Source organism: Gordoniibacillus kamchatkensis (genome assembly GCF_000829455.1).
GTDB lineage: Bacteria > Bacillota > Bacilli > Paenibacillales > NBRC-103111 > Gordoniibacillus > Gordoniibacillus kamchatkensis.
In genome coordinates, this window is record NZ_JXAK01000018.1 from 28720 (window position 1) to 47708 (window position 18989).

Annotated in this window: 13 protein-coding genes; all 13 read left to right on the forward strand. The window is 51.3% G+C overall.

Annotated features, from left to right (window positions below; genetic code table 11):
* Window positions 1-126 precede the first annotated feature (126 nt).
* Window positions 127-1377: a hypothetical protein gene (locus SD70_RS33205; RefSeq protein ID WP_052487331.1), complete on the forward strand. Its 1251-nt coding sequence runs from the start codon at window positions 127-129 to the stop codon at window positions 1375-1377.
* A gap of 44 nt (window positions 1378-1421) precedes the next feature.
* Window positions 1422-3983, forward strand: coding sequence for an S-layer homology domain-containing protein (locus SD70_RS33210; protein WP_082053290.1), 2562 nt, complete (start codon window positions 1422-1424; stop codon window positions 3981-3983).
* 506 nt (window positions 3984-4489) lie between these two features.
* On the forward strand, window positions 4490-7756 hold the full coding sequence (locus SD70_RS12000) for an S-layer homology domain-containing protein (protein WP_041047855.1): 3267 nt from the start codon (window positions 4490-4492) through the stop codon (window positions 7754-7756).
* A 108-nt stretch (window positions 7757-7864) separates the two neighbouring features.
* Window positions 7865-8392, forward strand: a complete 528-nt coding sequence (locus SD70_RS12005) for a hypothetical protein (protein WP_041047806.1) — start codon at window positions 7865-7867, stop codon at window positions 8390-8392.
* A gap of 104 nt (window positions 8393-8496) precedes the next feature.
* Window positions 8497-8775 carry an alpha/beta-type small acid-soluble spore protein gene (locus tag SD70_RS12010; protein ID WP_041047807.1) on the forward strand — a complete coding sequence of 93 codons (279 nt, stop codon included), beginning with the start codon at window positions 8497-8499 and terminating at the stop codon, window positions 8773-8775.
* Between the two features lie 160 nt (window positions 8776-8935).
* On the forward strand, window positions 8936-10141 hold the full coding sequence (metK, locus tag SD70_RS12015; protein WP_197081013.1) for a methionine adenosyltransferase: 1206 nt from the start codon (window positions 8936-8938) through the stop codon (window positions 10139-10141).
* A 181-nt stretch (window positions 10142-10322) separates the two neighbouring features.
* The gene (locus tag SD70_RS12020) at window positions 10323-12971 is read left to right on the forward strand and encodes a stalk domain-containing protein (RefSeq protein ID WP_041047809.1); all 2649 of its coding nucleotides are present in this window, start codon (window positions 10323-10325) and stop codon (window positions 12969-12971) included.
* 110 nt (window positions 12972-13081) lie between these two features.
* Window positions 13082-14251 carry a sensor histidine kinase gene (locus tag SD70_RS12025; protein WP_041047810.1) on the forward strand — a complete coding sequence of 390 codons (1170 nt, stop codon included), beginning with the start codon at window positions 13082-13084 and terminating at the stop codon, window positions 14249-14251.
* Complete coding sequence (locus SD70_RS12030; protein WP_041047811.1) at window positions 14244-14969, forward strand: response regulator; 726 nt, start codon at window positions 14244-14246, stop codon at window positions 14967-14969. Before SD70_RS12025 ends, SD70_RS12030 begins: the two co-directional genes overlap by 8 nt.
* Window positions 14970-15087: 118 nt before the next feature.
* On the forward strand, window positions 15088-15489 hold the full coding sequence (locus SD70_RS12035; RefSeq protein WP_041047812.1) for a hypothetical protein: 402 nt from the start codon (window positions 15088-15090) through the stop codon (window positions 15487-15489).
* A gap of 717 nt (window positions 15490-16206) precedes the next feature.
* Window positions 16207-17304, forward strand: coding sequence for a DEAD/DEAH box helicase (locus SD70_RS37945; protein ID WP_231571173.1), 1098 nt, complete (start codon window positions 16207-16209; stop codon window positions 17302-17304).
* Window positions 17305-17836: 532 nt separating this feature from the next.
* Complete coding sequence (locus tag SD70_RS12045) at window positions 17837-18376, forward strand: ComF family protein (RefSeq protein ID WP_052487336.1); 540 nt, start codon at window positions 17837-17839, stop codon at window positions 18374-18376.
* A 139-nt stretch (window positions 18377-18515) separates the two neighbouring features.
* Window positions 18516-18893: a flagellar protein gene (locus SD70_RS12050; RefSeq protein WP_394297957.1), complete on the forward strand. Its 378-nt coding sequence runs from the start codon at window positions 18516-18518 to the stop codon at window positions 18891-18893.
* Window positions 18894-18989 lie beyond the last annotated feature (96 nt).

Consider the following 18989-nt stretch of genomic DNA (forward strand, 5'->3'; position numbering starts at 1 on the left):
ATTTTGGCAACTTTTTTACGATGATTGCCGTCATCATGGGAGGGAGAGGAAAACCTAGGTAATTCGGCGCATCGTCTTATCGTAATGTGTCGAAAGCAAGCAATCATACATAAGGAGGAGCTTAGTTTGAAACGAATTTATGCCAAATGGGTGAGCTTCAGCCTCGTCGTTGCGATGCTGATCGCCTTGTTGCCGCCTGTGACGGCTAATGCAGCAACGTCGTTGGTAATCACGAATTTGTTCACTGGGGATCCGTCAAACCCACCGAGCAATGACAATTTGATTGACCGATTTACGCAAAACCCGATAACGGTGACCTTCCTATTCAGCGGTATACCGTCGGACCAATTGTCCAACGTTTATTATGAAATCTATAATGAAAATTCAGGAGCTACGACGGTCAACAAAACAAATAAAGCGATTCAGGATCCGAGTAACAGCTCGCAGGCATCGTTCGCTAACGTTCAATTGCCGATTGGCAGAAATCAGATTACCATTAAGTATGGTATGGGCGGCGTTGTGGCTTCCAGTCCGGGGTACGCTTATTTTACGCCTGTGACCAGCATTAATAATCTTCAGATGAACACTGCTGATTTTACAAATAGTCTTCCCGTGCAATCATCAACTACATTGCCTGTCATGTTCCCTACGTCGGCGCCGTATTCAGGGTTTACGATCACGGGTAGCTCGGCCAATGCGCAAACGGTACAGGCTACTGTGAACGGAACGATCTTCAATCCGATCAGCTTCAGCGGAGGCAATTTTACCTTCGTTGCCAATACGGGAAGAGATCAGGATATGAATTTTCAGCCCGGGGACAATCGAATTACGTTCTCCGCTCAAAACGCAACGAACTATTATACGCTGACGAGGGATTTTATTTACGACAACGGCACCCCGTTTGCTTATAATGCCCAAGTCAAGGATAGCGGCAGCTCAACGTATACAGGCTTGTATACTTATCCTACGGTAACAAAATCAGGTACATCATCAACAGTCGATATTAAAGCGGACTTAAAAGTGCCGCTTGTCAACAAGGCGGGCGTAACGGAGAATGTGTACACCGTTGACGTTTTATTGGCCGGCGGTACTACAACGTATCATTACGATTTCACAACCAACACTGGAGATTCAGCGATCAGTTATGATTCGTCGCTATCCTCGGCTTCGAATTATAATATTTATCATTTCGCAACAACGGCACTGCCGATCGATACCAGCAAGACGCTTCAACAGATGTTGTTTATCTTTAAAGACAATAACGGCGTACCTACTACGATAACTTACAACTTCAACTATATCGATCCGAACAAGGCCTATTTGGATCATTTGGCTTTGGTGAAAGGCACTTCCGGCGGCTCGACGTACGAGCTCTGATCCCGAACGTAGGGACAACGCCGATCAATAGCTTCCCTGCCAATATGAAGGTCTATGCAACGGCTACAACTACGAAAGTATTGGTCACTTATAATGGAAATCCGGTGCAGAGCGGCGGCGTTACAGACGGATTTTATGCTACCGATGCGACGAGCCACACTGCAACTTTTTCGTTAATCGGCTTGCCGGACGGACCCGGCGTTCTGACGATCACTCCTTACGATACGTCAGCTAACAATGCCGGTACCCAAAGCTATAAATTGAATATTTCCGGAGCACCTTATGCGATTGCGACAGGTATCTATAGCGGTATGGTTATAACGTCCGCAGCAAACCTGACTTGCGGCACGGGTACCAGCACAGCTGCAAAATGTATTTCCGGCGAAATTCAAAACCTGCCGTCAAGCGAATATTCAAACATCAAAGTTTTGTTTAACGGTACCGATGTCACTACTTTAGCAACGCTGACTCCATCAGCCGGATCGGGTCCCGGCACATTCAAGCTTGACCTGAGTACTAGCGCGACCGACATGTCCAAAGACGGCAAGTACACCATTCAGATTGTGCTCTCCGTAGGCGGTCACCCAGTGTCGACATCGACATACGATATTTTCGTAATAAGCAGCAATGTTCCTGTAATCAACAATCTGGCGCCGGATAACGATCCGTTGAATCCGCAGTTCGTGCAAAGCCAAACGGACTCCAGTACATGGACAACTCAGGCGAGCACCGTCGTATTGCACGGGGATGTCAGCAATTCGGTGTTCGACGGAGTCAATGCGAAGCTGTATATTCGCCAAGCCGGCGATTCAAGCTCAGCTCCGGCTCAGCCGTTAATTAACGTACTTACGTCTAACGGCACGTCGTTCGACGGCTTCTCACCGAGCCAACCGACGTCTCCGCCGCAGAATCTGATCATTTACGATCCAAACACATCCAAATATGTATTCGACATGAGCGCCAACTACGGCAAATACGTGTTTGAAATCGTAGCAACCAACAGTTCGGGGCAGACCGTTACGAAGACATTGAGTATTATTCGCCAGCCGACTCCATATACAATCGTATCGCCAGTCGTAATCAAAGGAACGAGCGGCAACGATTCGGCGAATATTAACTCGAATTTCCAAGTCATCATCATTAAGGCGGATAACGCCGACAGTGTCATGTTCGGTAAAGACGCCGCTACTTACGATTCCGTGAAAAAACAGTATGTATATGAAGCAAAGTCGCTAAAGCCAGGCAAGAATTCGATCAAGTTCACCGTTAATAGAGGGTCGGCCAAAACTAACGGGACCCTCGAGTTGAATTACGAGAACACGTCAATCGAAGGTGCGCAGTATAAAGGTGTCCTCACCAACAAATACTCTGTATTCAATAATGAGGTTCAGCTATCTTTCCCTACCGGTACTAAATTGATGCGTAATGATGCAACCAATCCGAATCAATATTTAACAACCGACCGCAGTATATTGTTCGGAATTGCCAATATCAATGACGGCCGTGTCGATAAGGTAGCCGAAGCTACATCGGGAGTGGCGCTCCCCAGGGAACTTTCCGGGCGATTTATTCCGGCAAGCAAACTGTATTGGATAGACGCCGGCGTAATCTCCTCCAACGCAAGTCAAACTACGGCCGGTCTAACCAAAGCGCTGCAAGGAAGCGGAGTAACACCGTATGACGCTTCCGCACCCTACTACAACCGCAGCTATCAGGACCTGGTTGTACCGACTCAACGAGGGACTTTGACGTTAAAATATGACGCCAGCATTACGGAAAGCGCCTGGAGATACGTAACGGTGTTCGAATACGGCTACTTCCCGGATCCGCAAGGGTCAATGGCGCCTCCGTTCGGGAAATGGAAAAACATCGGCGGAGTAGTGGATCAAAGCAAAAATACGATCACCGTACCGGTAGATACCTTCGGGTACTTCCAAGTCATGTACATGAACAACAGTTTCGACGATGTGACCGGGCATCCGTATGCCAGAGATGTTTTGGATACGTTATATTCCAAAGGAATCATGAATAATAAGACGGCAGGCATGTTCCTGCCGAACGATCCGATCTCTCGCGGCGAATTCACGAATATGTTGGTCGACATTTTTAATATTCCGTTAGTGAATCGCGATACGGCCACACAAGCGCAGCAAATAAGTCAAGGTACGTTTATTGACGTGCCTAGAAATATGACGTTGCCGGGCAGCTTCGGTTTATACGATTTCCTTCATATCGAAGCAGCGGCGCGGGTTGGCATCGCACGCGGGTCCGGCTACAAGCTGTTCCAACCTAACGATACCTTGACCAGGCAAGATGCAGCAACTATGATTGCAAGAGCCGCCGAGCTGAAATTAAACGCTGACCCAACGAAGTCGCGGGGCAATTTGCAGAAAGCATTTACGGATGGCGGAGATATTGAAATTTATGCTGCACCGGCTGTGGAAGCCATTTATAAAGCCGGTTTAATTGAAGGCATCGCTAACGACCCTCTTCCCGGACAAAAGAAAACGACAGTACGCTTTGATCCGACAGGCACGTTAACAAGGGCCGATGCAGCTATGATTGCTTACAGAGTCATGAAACAACAAAAGAAAGTTCCGTATTAATACAAACCGCTAATACGCTTGAGGCCGCGTTTATGACGCGGTCCTTTTTTCTTTTCATGGAAAATTATTCGTGATGACGCTTATGATAGATCATAGTATACTAGGACACGTGGACAAAGCGATATACCGCTGGATATACGCCGATCCTCCTCCAAAAAAATTTCAAAGTTTTTTTGCACCCCAGCGCAACTTTTTGCGAACGGTGGCGTTTAATACTTTGAAATTCCAACACGAGGTCACTCGTCACTTGGAACAAATTCACAAAATTATCTCTTTACTCGACCTTTTGACCATTGTATAATGTTTAAAGTGGTCAAGGTGCCTCTATTTCTATCTTCGTTTACTAGTTTCTGCAGCTTCATGCTGCAGTACTTTATCCATAATTGGATGCAAACAGCTCTTACTCTGGAAAGGGGGTGAATCGGCCAATGAGGAATTCGAGCTACAATAATAACAAACAAGACTTCCAACAAGCGAAACATATCCGAGGAGGAGAAATAAAGGTTATGAAGAAAAGTTTAAAAGTGATCGCTTCCGCAGCCATGGCCCTCTCGATGTTTTCATCAGTAGCACTGGCTGACGACGCAGCGACAACAACCACCAGCACGACAGCTGCTGTAAAAACTTCCAAAGATTTTAAAGATCTGGCTGGCCAAGACGCTGCTCTGCTTGCAAAGATCGACGCTCTGCTGAAAGCTGGCGTGTTCGAAGGCGTATCCGACGATTCTTTCGGTATCAGCCAAAACATGACTCGCGCACAAGTGGCAAAAGTCCTGACGCTGATCTACAACGTGAAAGTGGACACTTCGGTGAAAACTTCCAGCTTCACGGACGTGAAAGCAGACGACTCGGCTAACGGTTGGGCGATTCCTTACATCGAGGCTGCGAAAAAAGCCGGCCTGATCGACGGAATGACCGACACCACGTTCGCTCCTGGCGACAACGTAACGCTTGGCCAATTCGCTACGCTGCTCGTGAAAGGCCTGGGCAAAAAAGTAGACGTAACTGGCACTCCTTGGTACAAAGACGCTGTTGACCAAGCAGTATCCCTGAAGATTCTTCCGGCAGGCACTGACGGTTCCAAGCTTGCAACTCGCGCAGACCTGGTAGGCGGAGCTTTCAATGGCCAACAAGCGTACAATGAGCAAAACAAACCTGCTCAAGTATCCGTTGTTTCCGCTAAAGCGACCGGCGTGAAAAGTGTTACGGTTAACTTCGACCGCGACGTTGACACTGCAAAAGCGACTCTGACGCTGAAACGTGGCACTTCTACTGTAGCAACGTCTGTAAAGTTCGCTGACGACAAGAAATCCGCTACGTTGACGCTGACTGATACCAAGTTAATGGCTGACAGCTACTCCGTAACATTGGGTGGCTTGGATGCATCTGCAATTAAAAATGCAACAGGTACATTCACTGCTCAGGACGAAGTAGTGCAGAAGATTGAGTTCGTAAGCGCAAGCGATACAATCGCTAAAGGTCCGAAAGTTGTTGTTAAGATTAAAGCAACTAACCAATACGGCGAGATCGCTTCTGCAGCAGCTGGCAACTACAGCACTGTTGGTACTACCACGGTTGGTCAAGGCAACGTTGTGAAGCTGACGAAAGATGCTGACGGCTATCTGCTGGCAACAGTTAACACAGACAACTTGACCCCGGGCGTGGGACTTGCAACAATTACGATCATCAGTAATGACTCTGGACACGTTACGGCTACGAAAAACTTCAAGGTCGGAACGCAGCCAATCCTGTCCAAGCTGGAGCTGGGCTCTGCTCAATATTCCAACGGTACATCGATTAACGGTACTGGCGACACAGCTAAATTTGCATTGAATCTCTATGATCAATATGGCAGCATGATGGGATACGATGCATTGAATGTTGGGGCAGGCGCTCCTAACGAGATCACACCAACTGTGATCTGGAACGATTTTGTGCAAAATGTTACTACTTCTATTGAAGATGATGGTAACAATATTCCGACTCTGAAAATTTCCTTGACGAACAACGTAGACAAAGCAGGCGACTACAACTTCACAGTCGTAGCTCAAGCTGCTACGGCTACCGGGAAAGTTTCCATCAAGTCTTCGAAAATTGCTACGAAGGTGCAAATCGGTAGCTTGGATGACGTCATTGCAGCTGGGGACACAGATGCATATATCCCGGTTATCGCGTACGACGCTCAAGGCAACCAGCTGAGTGCTGACGATTTGGTTAGCACTGAAAACCTGGCACAAATTAAGCTCTCTTCCAACTATCCGCTTGCTAATGGTGGACAGCTTGAAAACTCTGGCGAGCATAAAGGTACTATTCACGTTGTAGGTAGCACCTCGGTTGCTAACACTCCGATTGCTACTACAAAGAATAGCGTTGTGTCCGTAAGTGCATTCATCGCAACTGCTAATGTCAGCAGCAACGATTCCAAGAACTTTACGGTTCAAGCAGCGCGTATTCCGGATCATTTCAAGGAAATCACTGCGCCTGGCAAGCAGATTGCTGTGGGTGGAACTACGAGCTTCCAGTATGCTGTTATTGACCAATATGGAAAGCAGTTGGATAAGCTGATTCCTGTTGATGACCAAGGAAATTATGCAGCTACGGGCGGTCACACTTATACAGTATCTGTTACTGCTAAGACTTATGCACCAACTTATGCTTCCACGGATACTACACATGCAGTAGTTACAGGCTATACTCCGGTGACTGTTGCATCTCGTACGCCTACGCAAGTTGGTACTACTACAACACCTGACGTTGTGTTTACTGACGGCGATAATCTTGCTGCCAAAATGGCACTTGTTGTAGACGATAATCCTGCTTCCGGTTCTCAAGTAGCAAGATTCGGAACCAACCCGACAACCTTCAGCACCGACGTAAAACATGGTTTCAACGATACAACTTACAGATTTGGAGCGTTCAATGACGCTTCTCTTACAGGGTCTACGGATTACAAAGTAGAACTTACTTTGGTAATCACTAAAGACGCCACTAATGAAATGAGCAAAATCACCAGAACTGTAACAGTTGCTAAACCGAGTGCTGATCTGACTTACTCCATTAACAGCGTGCCTGCACTTTGGAACGCTAAAGACAGTGGTGTTGTAACAGATGCTGTTTACGATACTAGCGGTTCTATCTCAGGCGGTGCTGTTACAGGCGCAGCAATCTCGAAGGCTACCCAACTTCAAGCGAACAGCAAATTCGGTCGAGAAATTACGCTTACAGCGAAGAATGCTGCTGGTGAAGTAGTAGGTCTTCCGAGAAATATGCAGTCCGTTACTTCCTCCGATACGAACGTTGCAAACGTATGGTACGACAGCGTCAACAAGAGAGCATACGTTATCGGTAACAAAGCTGGTACTGCTAAAGTATCCGTAACCTATCAAACACCTAAAGGTGAAATCAAATCCTTTACAACAGACGTAACAGTTAAGAACGATGCGTTGACTGCTGCGAATGTATCGTGGGATGATAGAGCTTATGATTACGGTACTGGCGCCAACGCTTTCAATGCCTTCAATCATTTGAACGTTACCGATAGCTATGGCAAAGTATACGAAGACACTGACGCGCAGAAATACAACTACGCTCTGGGTGTAACTTTCTCTGCTACCAACGTTAAGGGTGGAACAGTAAGCATTGATCAATTTGGTAACGTATCAGTTACTGGCACTAATGTATCGTTCGATTTGACCGCTTCAACTGGATCGGGTAAAACGGCGACTACTACGATCTATGCTAATTCCACAACAGTATATCCTAGAGTTCACTAATCATCTTCCTAAAAGAAGACCCTCCGGGGTCTTCTTTTTTTTTCTAGACAAACTCTCAAGAAGTCCCGTATTATGGTAAGAAAGCTTATATATAAAGGAAGCGTGACAATGACTCGCAGAGGAAAACTAGCGTATGCACTCGTTCTAGGCACTATTCTCACCATCAGCGGCTATAGCCTCGTTAAGGCCGATAGCGCAAACACTACACAAGGTACTGTCAACGATCCACTAGTGACTAAAAGCTATGTCGATAGCCTTCTCAAAGGCGCGGGACAAGCTACTCAGCCGCAGCAACCTACGACGCCGTCAACACCTGCACCGACGCCCTCAACCGCCACCGGCATAACCGTCGTCCAACTCAAAAACGGCCAAACCCTCTACGCGGCTGCCGGAAGCGAACTCCTAGTCCGCACCGGCAAGACCGTTGCCGTTAGTATCGACGAAAACGGCATACCTGATGCAACAGCCGGTAAAGACCTCGCACCAGGCGCTGCAGTAGAGAATAACCACCTGCTCATCTTCCCGAGAGAAGGCCGCGGTGTTAAGGCTGCCCCTAAAAACACGCAGGATATCTACATCATGGTTCGCGGCAGCTATTCCGTTGTCAACGAAGATGGGTCCAAGGCTGATCAGTAATGCCGACACCATAATTTTGTCCAATATGACAACATCTTATTCGTGTGCGTTCCTATGAAACGGTGATACTATAGTCAACTCACCGACAAGGAGGATGCGCACAAATGGCGAGAAACAGCAATGCAAAAGTTGTGCCTGAAAGCGCGAAGGCTCTGGATGCATTGAAGTATGAAATCGCAGCGGAAATGGGGCTTCCCGTCGGCAAGGAGCTTGCAAACTTGGGAGCCGATATGGAGTTCGCAACCGAGCTGGGAAGCATCTCGTCAGGCCAAATTAGAGAGGATTACTGGGGCCATATCGCCTCCAGAGATGCGGGTGCTGTCGGGGGGGCGATCACGAGCCGTCTCATCCGAAAAGCGGAAGAAATGATGTTTACGCTATAGGCCTCATTCTTGCAACATTTCCTTACGAAAAAAGATGATGTCCATTGACAGGTATCGACAAATCCGGTAACATGAATAATTGAGGTTCAAAGCATGTAACCTTTTCCAAGCGGAAAAGGTTCATTTTTTGTATAGACTAGTTTGTGGGAGGTCGATGGACATGGCGGATTTGCGCGGTCGACGTTTATTTACATCGGAATCGGTGACAGAAGGTCATCCGGACAAAATTTGCGACCAAATTTCGGACTCGGTACTTGATGCATTCCTTAAAAACGATCCCAACGCTCGCGTCGCTTGCGAGGTTTCCGTTGCAACAGGATTAGTGCTCGTTATTGGTGAAATTACCTCTCAATCGGAATACGTTGACATTCAGTCTATCGTGCGTGAGACCGTTAAGGGTATCGGCTATACGCGGGCGAAATACGGCTTCGACTATCAAACTTGCGCGGTTCTCGTCTCGCTTAACGAGCAATCACCGGACATCGCTATGGGCGTTAACAAGGCGCTTGAAGCCCGTGAAGGTCAAATGACCGACGACGAGATCGAAGCGATCGGAGCAGGCGACCAAGGCCTTATGTTCGGCTTTGCCGTCAACGAGACCCCTGAGCTTATGCCGCTGCCGATTTCGCTCTCCCATCAGCTCGCGCGTCGGTTGACGGAAGTGCGTAAAGACGGTACGCTGCCTTATCTTCGTCCGGACGGAAAAACGCAAGTCTCCGTCGAATACGATGGCGACAAGCCGGTACGTGTAGACACGATCGTCGTATCGACGCAGCATGGCGAAGATGTGACGCAAGAGCAAATCGTGCGCGACATTAAAGAACACGTTATCAAGCCTGTCGTCCCGACACAGTTTTTGGATGCGGACACCAAGTACTTTATCAACCCGACTGGGCGTTTCGTGATCGGCGGACCGCAAGGAGACGCAGGTCTTACCGGTCGGAAAATTATCGTCGACACGTACGGCGGCTATGCCCGTCATGGCGGCGGAGCGTTTTCCGGCAAGGACCCGACCAAGGTGGACCGCTCAGGAGCTTATGCCGCTCGCTACGTAGCGAAGAACATCGTCGCGGCAGGCCTCGCAGAGAAGTGCGAAGTGCAGCTGGCCTATGCCATCGGCGTAGCGCGTCCGGTATCGATTGCAGTCGATACGTTCGGCACCGGCAAGGTGAGCGAAGAGAAGCTCGTTGAGCTGATTCGCAAACATTTTGACTTGCGCCCGGCTGGCATCATTAAGGAGCTCGACCTTCGTCGTCCGATCTACAAGCAAACCGCAGCATACGGCCACTTCGGCCGTACCGACGTCGATCTTCCTTGGGAGCGTACGGACAAAGCGGAGCTGCTCAAGAAAGAAGCACTCGCATAACCAAGCAATCGAATATCAGTCGGAAGCACCGGCTGTCTGTTCATGTGAATCGTGAGCAGACGGCCTTTTTTGTTGCTATTTTGTAAACTATTTCTACCGGAACTTTTTTGATAGAATAAGAGTCTATACTTTTGTAGAAAGAGAGAGAAGCAGAAACGGAGAGAGGAGTATTTCCAACAGCATGAAGAAGGCGCTAAAAGTCATCGTTCACACTACGTCGGCACTCATCATTACATTCTCCGCAATCCCGGCTATACCGGCCGTAACAAGCGCCGCGCAGTCGCAAGCAAGCACAATGGCACTATCGTCACAAGAGCCGATTACCTCAGGAGCGACTCTTAAAAAGTACATATGGAACGGGATGAGAGGCTCCAAAGCGGTGAGCGTCTCGGTGAACGTCATTGAAGTCGACCTCACCAACCCGAACGTTCGGCTTGACGTCATGACAGGCACGAACGGGCAGTTCGCCAAGCGGAATACGGTATCCGGCATGGTGAAAGAGACTGGCGCCGTAGCCGGGGTGAACGGGGACTTCTATAATACGATAGCAGAAGGTGTGCCGGACGGCCCGGAAATTATGAACGGCCAGCTAATGTCGACGCCGCCTCTGGGGCTGCAAGGTCTTTACTCTTTTGCGATCGATAAGAACAACCAGCCTATTGTCGATGCGTTTACGTTTAAAGGCTCAGTCACAGCTAAGGACGGCTCCACGTTCCCGCTTGGAGGGGTCAACAAGACGTCGTACTGGCTCGATGACCCGAATAGCACGTACGGGTTGACGGACGGCATGTTCGTGTATACGAGCGCTTTTGCCACGGACAGCCGGACAAACGATGGAGTCACGGTTCCGTCGGAAATTCTCGTTCAGAACGGCGTGATCCAGCAAATCGCCATCGATAGCGTTCTACCGGGGCTTGTTCCGCCTGGGGCCATGATTCTTAAGACGAACGGAAAAGCGACCGATTACGTGAAACAGCATCTTAAAGTGGGCGATCCGATCAAGGTAGACTATCAAATTGTGCCGATGGATGCTTCCAAGACTTACGATACGAAGTCGTTTAAAATGATGATCGGCGGGGAAACGCTGCTTGTTGACGAAGGCAAATCGAGTATTTTAACCAGGGACGTTTCCAACTTCTCCGGCTACAGCACCGTGTCGCGGACCGCCATCGGATACTCCAAAGACCTCAAAATCGCTTATCTTATTACAGCCGATAAAAACAGCAAGAGCGACGGCATGACAATTCCGGAATTGCAGGATGCGATGGCAAAGGCCGGAGTATGGAGAGGGATGGTCCTCGACGGCGGGGGCTCCACGACGATGGTATCCAGGCCATTAGGCGATACGGATGCGAAGCTGGTGGCGGATCTGCAGAACGGTGTCGAACGCAGAGTCGTGAACGGCGTAGGCGTCTATTCCACAGCGCCGAAATCGACAGTAGTGAAAGGGTTGTTCGCGCGCGGGCCGGAAATCCTTTTCCTCGGGGAGAAAGCATCGTATCAGGTCAAAGCTTACGACGAGTATTACAATCCGATGGATGCATCCGCTATGACGGCACAGTGGTCGAGCACCGCACCGGTCGGTACGTTCCAAGGCAACGAATTTACAGCTGCGAAATCGGGTGCGACGAAGCTCAATGTCGTATCCGGGCAAGGCCAAGCGAGTATGGACGTCAAAGTCATCGGCCGCGACGATATCGCCTCGATGACAGTGCGCGGCTCGAATCTCATTTTGTCGGAAAATGAAACGTTCCGCCTGCCGGTCATCGTGACGACGAAAGACGGCAAGACGCGCGAAATACCTCCGGAGCTTGTCAATTGGGAGCTCAACGGCTTCCAAGGATCGGTTGCGAACGGCGTCCTGACGGTAAGCAGCTTAAAGGGCAGCACCGTGGCGCAAATCATTGCACGCTATGACGGCTACAGCTCGATGCTGGCGTTGCCGGTGGGACAAGAGCAGCTGTGGTACGATCTCGATACGAAAGCGGTGCTGACGACCTCGGACAAGGCACCGGCAGAGACGGACGCTCACGTCAATATCGTGCAGGACCCGGTTACGCAGAACAAAAGCCTGGAGCTGTCATACGATTTCACCAAAGGAAAAGGGATTAAAGCCGCCTATGCGCTTTTCAACCAGCCAGACGGGGGCGTTAAGATCGATGGCAGGCCGGAATATATGAAGCTGAAGGTATATGGTGACAATAGCCTGAACTGGCTGCGTGCCCTTGTTACCGACGCGAACGGCAAGGCCTACTATCTTGACCTGGCCAATCCGATCAATTGGACCGGATGGCGGACGGTCAGTCTCGATTTTTCGGACTCCAAGCCGGCGTACCCCATTACGCTGAAAGGAATTTATGTGGCGAATCCGGAGCAAGGCCAAGACGAACGGGCTCCCAAGGGCAAAATCCAGATCGACGACATTTCGTTCGTCTACCCGGGTACGATGCCGGCGCTGTCAAACAATCAAGTCAAGCTGACGGTGGGCAACCGCAAAGCTTCAGTGAACAGCCAGACGATGACTTTGGAGCAAGCGCCTGTCATTATAAACGGCAATACGATGATCCCCGTCCGGTTTGCGGCTGAAGCGTTGGGAGCGAAGGTGATCTGGGACGGGAATGAGCGAAAAGTCACCCTGCTGCGCGGCGGCAAAATGATCGACTTATGGATCGATAGTCCCGATCTCATCGTAAACGGACAACGCGTTACCGCCGAAGTCGCACCTAAGATCATGAACAACTTGACTATGGTGCCGCTCCGCATCATCGCCGAAAACATGGGCTGGAAAGTGAGCTGGGATCAGAAAGCTCAGTTAGTTACGCTGCAATAATTTTGTAAAATAGTTCCGGAGTTCCACACGCCAATTTCCGAAATATGGTACTATAAGAGGTAATGATCGACCTAATTCGTCATCATCACCATAAAGGAGCAAGGATTCCTTTGCAGCCCGATGCAATAGACCGCATTATAAAGAACGCTATCGGAGTGATGGAGAACAGCAAATACCAGATCTTCGAAATCAGCGAAACGGCCCGGCAAGAGCGGGAAATGCTTACCCGCGAATTGCAGGAAGTTCAGACCGAGACGTCGAAGACGATTGATCAGGTGGACAGGCTTGAAATCGAATATAAACGTTCCCGAATACGTTTGACGGAAGTGAGCCGCGATTTTCACCGTTTCCGCGACGATGACATTAAGGTGGCCTATGAGGCTGCGATCACCTTGCAGACGCAGCTGGCCGCGGCGAGGGAACGGGAAACGCACCTCAAAGCACGGCGAGACGAGCTGCAGAAACGCATCAAGAACGTGGACAAGCAGGTCGAGCGAGCGGAGACGATCGTTTCCCAAATGAACGTCGTGCTGGAGTATTTGTCCGGCGACCTCAATCAAGTAACCCGCATCCTGGAGTCGGCGAAAAATCGGCAGCTGCTCGGTCTGAAGATCATTTTGGCGCAGGAAGAAGAACGCAAGCGCATCGCCCGTGAAATTCATGACGGCATGGCGCAGACGATGGCCAATGTCGTTCTTCGTACGGAAATTGCCGAGCGGATGCTGGATAAGCAAGAATACCCGGCTGTCAAAGACGAGCTTATCGATCTGAAAGGGCAGCTCCGCGGCGGGCTGGAGGAAGTTCGCAAAATGATTTTCAACCTGCGGCCGATGGCGCTTGACGATCTTGGCCTCGTGCCGACGTTGCGCAAATTCGTGCAGGACTTCGAGGACAAAGCGAAAATTCGCACCAAGTTCGAGCTGAAGGGGCGGGAGATACGCCTCCCTTCGGGGATGGAAGTGGCCATCTTCCGGCTTGTGCAGGAGGCGTTCGCCAATGTGCAGAAGCATTCCGGAGCCACTTACGTGTCGTTGGAGACGATCTTCGGCAAGGATGGGGTCAAGTTGCACATTGTCGATAACGGGGTCGGCTTCAACCTGGAGCAGTTGGAGCCCCGGCTCGCCCACGACAATCATTTCGGGCTCTTGGGAATGAGGGAACGGCTGGAGCTGTTGGATGGCAGTATGGAGCTCCATTCCGAGAAAAATTCCGGCACTAGGATCACGATGTATATACCATTCGGAACCGATTCGAAGGAGGATGGCAGCGGACATGGATAATGCGGGGAAAACGAAGCAGAAGGTCGGTATCATTCTTGCAGACGATCACCAATTGTTTCGTGAGGGCCTGAAGCGCATCATTAATATGGAGAGCGACATGGAAGTCATAGCGGAGTGCGGCGACGGCATCCAGGTCATTGAGCTGTGCAACCAATACAGCCCCGACGTGGTGTTGATGGACATCAATATGCCGATAGAGAACGGCGTTGTGGCAACCGAGCGGCTCAAAACCATTTTTCCGGATATTAAAGTAATTATCTTATCGATTCACGACGACGAGAGCTATGTGTTCGAGACGCTGCGCAAAGGCGCGTCCGGATACTTGCTGAAAGATATGGAGCCTGAATCGCTGATGAACGCAATCCGGTCGGTGGTGAACGGGTACGCCTTCATCCACCCGAAGGTAACCGGCAAGCTAATCAACCAATTGCGCCGCATGACGTATTTGGACGAAGTCGGGGTGGTCGGGCCGAGCGCATCCATTAAGGAGCACGGTCTGAAATACGGCAGCGTCGAGAACAGTCCGCTCACGAAGCGGGAAGCGGAAGTGCTGAAGCTGATGGCCGAGGGCAAGAGCAACAAGGCGATCGGCGACAATCTGTTCATTAGCGAGAAGACGGTCAAAAATCACGTCAGCAGCATTTTGCAAAAAATGGAGGTCGATGACCGCACGCAAGCTGTCATCATCTCCATCAAGAACGGCTGGGTCACGATATAGGGCGATGTTTCCGGCGCAAGACCCAGAACCGGAAGGAACCTGCCAAGTTATGACGGCATATACTACTTCTAAGAATGGAACGTAGTGATCCTCTCGGACGCTAGAGGAGGAGTGCCGCATGCTTGGCTTGTTCGCTATTATGGCGTGTTACTTGATGGCCGTTGTGCTCGTACATGCATACGGCAGGCTGATGATTGGCCGGAAAAACGGCCGCAAACCGGCGCACGTCGTGCTGATTACGAACAATAACGAGTCTCAAATCGAATGGTACGTTCGTTCGCTCTATTTTTTCTCCAAGTTCAGAGGGCGGCAGATCGATACAACCGTGCTTGATGAAGGCTCTACGGACGATACGCTGCGCATTGTCGAAAAGTTGTCGCGCAAGCATCCGATGCATATCGGATTGCACGGCGAAGAGGCGGTCGACGAATTTCTTAAGCGGCATGAACAAGACGATGTCATCGTCGTAAGACTGCACCGGCAGGAAGATGTTACGAAGTGGCTGCAGCTACAACAGTAACCGTTTACATTGGATTTTGGCAGGTGAATTATGAAGGCGGCTCTTTATGCGGTAAGCAGCGGATCTACGTGGCAATGGCGCACGACGATCTGCTGGGAAGCCGACGCTGTCTATTGGCGGAGCCGAACGAAGGGCGAGGCGGAGCTGTGGCTTGTTCGTCCTCCCCTATCGTTTGGACAAGCCGAGCGGGTCAGGCGACTGTTATCGGCAAGGCAAGGTGAATATCCTCACATACCTCCCTCGGAGTTAGTACAATTACTTCAGTCCTCACCTCCGTTCAAGCTCATATTCCAACACGAACAACAAAGGGAACCCGTATGTATTCCTGTACTGAAAGTGGGACTCTTCACATCCTATTCCACTCTGCAGCCAATACCCATTGTCAAAGAGGAATATTCCGAGCTGCTTCGTCTTGCCTTGGGCCGGCATCTGCTCCTGGATGAAGCGCTGGCGTTAGCGTCTCATCACGGTCTTGAGCTTGGCGGTTCCATGTCGCGTCTGACATTTGCGGTTCAATGGGCCAGCTTGCGGGGAGAGCTTGCTATAGAGCCAGCGTTACGATGCTCCGAACGGGCCCGGCGCCTGCGCTTTTGGCGGAAAACCGGCCAATCTCCCGCATACGTGTGTGTCAGATGCGGCAGCGGAGAGGAGCGTCTGCGCTGGACAGACTGTCCGCATTGCGGACAAGCCTGCCCTTATTGCGAAGAGTGTTTGACCATGGGCAGAGTGAGGGCGTGTACTCCTCTGATCCGGAGCGTATCAAATGCGGCAGATCAGGCAAACAAGGCGGAGGCGGATAAGCTTGTCGCTATGCCCGGCATGGACGAACTGCTCGCTCCGTGGGGGTTAAACGCTGCACAATCGGCGGCTTCCCGGGCGGGACTCGAGTTTTTGCTGCAACCTCAGCAAGCGGAGCGGGATCGGGACAATCCGCCCTGTTTTCTGATCTGGGCCGTAACGGGAGCGGGGAAGACGGAGATGATCTTTCCGTTCCTCGCCGCCACCGTCGCCGGCGGGGGCCGGGCGCTTATTGCAACGCCGAGGAAGGATGTCGTGCTGGAGCTGAGTCCGCGGGTAGAGCGAGCATTCCCCGAGGCCAAAGTAGTCACCTTGTACGGCGGAAGCGAGCAGCGCTGGGATATCGGGAATATCGTTGTCGCCACGACGCATCAGCTGCTGCGCTTTCACGAAGCGTTCGAGCTGGTCGTCATTGACGAGCTTGACGCGTTTCCGTTCCACAATAACCCTTCCTTGGCCTATGCCGCCCGCAAAGCCTGCAAGCCGCAAGGCCGCTACATATTGTTATCCGCCACCCCTCCGGCCGGCATGCAGCGGGCGGCCCGGCGAGGGCGTCTGCCACATGCGAAGGTTCCGGCCCGTTACCATCGCCATCCGCTGCCCGTCCCGCAGCTGACGTCCACGGCTTCGCTCGCGGGCATGATTGCTGCCGGGCGGCTGTCGCGACCATTGCTTGACAGCGTTCGGCGAAGTCTGCTGCGCGGCGCCCAGTTGTTCGTCTTCGTGCCCGGCATAGCTATGGTAGAGCCGCTGGTAACGTTGCTTCAGCGTGCGGAACCGCAGAGCAGCATTCAAGGCACGTTCTCGCAGGACCCGGAGCGCGTGCGGAAGGTGCAAGATTTTCGCGAGGGGGTGATTCGTGTTTTGGTGACGACGACGATTTTGGAGCGCGGGGTGACCGTGCCGAAGAGCGATGTCATCGTGCTGGATGCGGATTCCGGCTTTTTGACGACGCGGCGCTTGTGCAAATGGCGGGAAGAGCGGGGCGGTCCGCTGCCGATCCGGCCGGGTACGTAACGTTTCTGGCGCAGCATCGGACTGCGCCGCAGACGGCGGCCGTACGTCATATCCGAAGCATGAACCGGCTCTCGAAGAAGCTCGGGTACATTTCATAAGGATAAACGGCTTAGGCCGTCCTTTGGGGACGTGCGCGTTTGCAGGCGTTAAGCTGGCTGTGTAACGCCCTGCACGTTGCTGGCCATTACTCCCCCCAGCTTAATACCTAGGAGCGGAATCAGCCTAAGTTTAGGCGTAGCATATACTTTCTGATGGAGTGAATAAGGGGGAATGACCTATACAGTTTCAGCGGAAAAGCTCTATCCGGACGGCGGCTGCGGATTGGTCCCGGCGATTGTCGGGGCTGCTAGCTCCGGAACGAGCTGCTTGCCTATTATGCCGAGGGAGTGTACGAAATGCCGCACATTCGTATCCGCCGGGACTGTGCTCGGGATGCCGGAAAGCCATTCCGTGGATCCGGGACGTGCGGTGCGGTGTTTGCGGCCGTTATGAGGACTGTGCGGATTGCGCGCGCCGGGAGACGGCCTATTTTGTGAGGAACCGCAGTGCGGTTGAATATAACGAACATATGAAGGCGTGGCTGGCCCGTTACAAATACCGCGGGGACGAGAAGCTTGCAGAGCTGCTGGCCGAAATGTTGCTGCATGCGTACCGACTCCATCAGGTAGCTGTCGATGATGCGCGTGCGCCTGCCCGAACCGTCCTTACTTTCGTTCCTTTAAGCGTAGCACGCCGGTTGGAACGGGGATTTAACCAGGCGGAACAAATGGCGCGAGCGCTCGGTCGCCGGCTGGATGCCCCTGTTCTGGATTTGCTGCGGCGAAACCGGCATACCGAGAAGCAAAGCTTGAAAACGCGCGGAGAGCGGCTCCAGGACACGAGGGATCTGTTCTCATTGCACGAAGCCGGGCGGAGGGAACTCGGCATGTGGCTGTCCGCCCGCCATCCTCAGCCAGTCCGATTGTTTGTCGTCGACGACGTGTACACGACCGGCAGCACGCTGAACGAGTGTGCCAAAGCGATCCGCGCGGCCGGCGCTGTCGACGTTTACGGTTTAACGCTGGCAAGATAAACGGCTCGCGGCAGAACCTGTAAAATGTAATGCAACACACAGATCTATGATGTAAAATAATAGTAGCATGAAGGGTAAAGGGGGACTTGCTATGGGCCTCAACAATGTGGGCAATTGCTCTCGTTGCGGAAAATTGTACATGAAAGGCATCCACGAGTATTGTCCGAGCTGCATGAAAGATATCGAAGAACAATATGAGAAATGCTATAAATATTTGCGCGAGAACCGGCAGTCGACGTTTCCGGAGCTAAGCGAGGCTACGGGCGTAAGCATCCGGCAAATCACGAAGTTTGTCCGCGAAGGCCGCATTTCGTTAGCGAATCATCCCAATATGTCCTATGAATGCGAAGTGTGCGGCGCCGCGATTCGCGAAGGAGCGATGTGCGACAGCTGCCGCCAGAAGCTGCTGAAGGATGCGAGCCATGTGCTGCAGGACAGCCAGAAGAAGCTGGAGCAGCAGAAGTCGGATCTTCAAAAGAGCTTCAACATCAAAGACCGTCTTAGAGAGCGTCATTGAAAATTATTGCAAACCCCTAAAATAAATTCCGACTTTCGCCGATAATAGATGTATACATTATCGGCCTTTTGGTTTTGGACGGAATTGGACGAGGTG